Genomic DNA, 2,031 nt, shown 5'->3' with positions numbered 1-2,031 from the left:
CCACCCGCATCTGCTCGCGGGAGAGGCGGCGGCCGGTGAAGCGCGCCAGGGCGGCGGTGGTGGCGATCATCAGCGCGGAGGAGCCAGAGATGCCCGCCCCCGCCGGTGACTCGGAATCGGTTTCCACTTCGAGGCCACCCTGGGGCGTGAAGAAGCGCACCAGGTGAGCGGCCAGGGGATGGCGGAAGCTGCGGGCGCGGAGCAGGGCGTCCAGGCGGGCAAAGCTCTCCTCCCGGCCGGTGTCGCGGGAGCGCAGGCGGATGCGGCGGCCGGGCCGCCGCGTCAGGCGGCAGGTAGTCTCGATATCCACCGCCAGGTTCACGGTCAAGGCCCCGGGATGGAAGAGGTAGAGCGGCCAGATGTCGAGAGTGCCGCCCGCCAGGTCCACGCGACAAGGCGCACTGGTGATGATGCTCCTGGGCCTCATGGCGCAGCCATTCTACGACACCGCCGCGCTGCCCCGCGCCGTGAGTCCCGGGCCGCGCGCCGGCGTGACGACCGCATTATTCCCTTGCAATCCGTGTCATGGGACGATAGAACTATGCCGCTTTCTTCGGCCGTCGCTCCCAGGCTCACCGGCCGCTCCTCCCCTTCGGACCCGGAACTCGGACCCTCGATCATGAAGCTGGAAAAGCGCGTGCAGATCGTGCTGCCGGTGAAGGTCTCTCCCTGGAACGAGGGGCAGAAGCCCGCCTTCCAGATGGCCTGCACCTTCGACCTTTCCCAGAAGGGCGCCCGCCTGGGAGGCGTGAAGGGCGTGCCGCAAGCCGGCCAGGTGCTCATGCTGGAGCGGGGCGGCAAACGCGCGCTGTACCGGGTGATGTGGATCGGCAAAGCGGGGACGCCGCAGGCCGACCAGATGGGCGTGCAGTGCGTCGAACCCGACAAGTGGATCTGGGACATCAACCTGGCCGAACTGGAGGAGCAGTACGAGCCCATCAGCACCGGCATCCAGGAGAAAGCTGGGATCGGGGCGGGCGGGCCGGTCAAGCCGCAGGGCTTCCGCGCTCACATCATTCCCAGCGAGGGCAGCGTGGAGCCGGTGGAAGGCGAGGTGATCGAGATGTCTCAGAGCCTCTGCCACGTGCGCGCCAGCGCCAAGCTGCCCTTGCAGATCGCGGTCCAGCTCCTGCTGGTCAACCCCGACTTCGACCTGCGCATCAAGGGAACGGTGCAACGCTGCGAGCCGGAAAAAGGCGTGACCGTCAACCTGGTCGAGGTGCGGCGCGGCGACCGCCGGCGGCTGAATTTTCTGCTGGGACAGTAGCTCCGCTACCCGAGATTCAGTGCTTCCTTGAAGCTGCCGCGCTCCTTCATGATCTTGTCCTGCAGCACCATGATGGCGTAGATGAGCTGCTCGGGACGCGGCGGGCAGCCGGGGACGTACACGTCCACCGGGATCACCTGGTTCACTCCCTGCACCAGGGCGTAGTTCTGGAAGACCCCGCCGGAGGTGGCGCAGGCCCCCATGGAGATCACCCACTTGGGCTCCGGCATCTGCTCCCAGAGCTGGCGGATGACCGGGGCCATCTTGTTGGAGACGCGTCCGGCGATGATGATGAGGTCGGCTTGGCGGGGCGAGGGGCGGAAGACCTCGGCGCCGAAGCGCGCGATGTCGAAGCGCGAGGCCCCCATGGACATCATCTCGATGGCGCAGCAGGCCAGGCCAAAGGTCATGGGCCAGATGGAGCTCTTGCGCACCCAGTTGACCGCCTTGTCGAGCGTGGTCAGGAGCACGCCCTCGGGCACGTCGCTGCCGTAGTTCAGCGTGACCGCGCGGCTCACCGGGCTCGGATCGGCGTTCTCTGCCTCAGCCATAGGGGCTCCCATTCTATTCGCCCACTCTTCCAGATGCCAACGGCCGCGCTAGGGATTCAGCACCACCTTGCCGAACTGCTCTTTTTTCTCCAGGCGCTCGTGGGCGGCGCGCGCCTCGCGCAGGGGATAGGTCTTGTCCACCACCGGCTTCAGCCGCCCGCTGAAGACGTGTCCCAGCACCTCGTGCAATTCGCCCATCGTGCCCATGTAAGA

4 protein-coding genes are annotated in these 2,031 nt (G+C 67.2%); 1 reads left to right on the top strand and 3 read right to left on the bottom strand.

The genetic code is table 11. The annotated features are described in order from the left end of the window. On the bottom strand, positions 1-427 hold a 427-nt coding region (locus VEG08_12180; protein ID HXZ28741.1), incomplete at its 3' end, for a hypothetical protein. Between the two features lie 114 nt (positions 428-541). Here VEG08_12180 and VEG08_12175 point away from each other — a divergent pair. Continuing rightward, a complete protein-coding gene (locus VEG08_12175) occupies positions 542-1,267 on the top strand; it encodes a hypothetical protein (GenBank protein ID HXZ28740.1) in 726 nt (241 codons plus the stop codon). Between the two features lie 5 nt (positions 1,268-1,272). Here the strand turns inward: VEG08_12175 and VEG08_12170 are convergent, their stop codons facing one another. Both VEG08_12170 and VEG08_12165 read right to left on the bottom strand, forming a co-directional pair. Next, entirely contained in the window at positions 1,273-1,818 is a 546-nt protein-coding gene (locus tag VEG08_12170; GenBank protein ID HXZ28739.1) for an NADH-quinone oxidoreductase subunit B family protein, read from the bottom strand. 48 nt (positions 1,819-1,866) lie between these two features. Beyond that, positions 1,867-2,016 (bottom strand): zinc-binding dehydrogenase, encoded by a 150-nt coding sequence (locus tag VEG08_12165; protein HXZ28738.1) that lies wholly within the window; start codon positions 2,014-2,016, stop codon positions 1,867-1,869. Between the last annotated feature and the right edge of the window lie 15 nt (positions 2,017-2,031).

The organism is Terriglobales bacterium, from assembly GCA_035624475.1.
GTDB lineage: Bacteria > Acidobacteriota > Terriglobia > Terriglobales > Acidobacteriaceae > DASPRL01.
Note: the sequence above shows the minus strand (reverse complement) of the source record. Positions and strands in the feature narration are given on the sequence as shown.

What these genes read in the sequence shown, in the direction of transcription:
- VEG08_12175 (HXZ28740.1), top strand. Translation starts at nt 542, where the DNA reads ATGCCGCTTTCTTCGGCCGTCGCTCCCAGGCTCACCGGCCGCTCCTCC.
- VEG08_12170 (HXZ28739.1), bottom strand. Translation starts at nt 1,818, where the DNA reads ATGGCTGAGGCAGAGAACGCCGATCCGAGCCCGGTGAGCCGCGCGGTC.
- VEG08_12165 (HXZ28738.1), bottom strand. Translation starts at nt 2,016, where the DNA reads ATGGGCGAATTGCACGAGGTGCTGGGACACGTCTTCAGCGGGCGGCTG.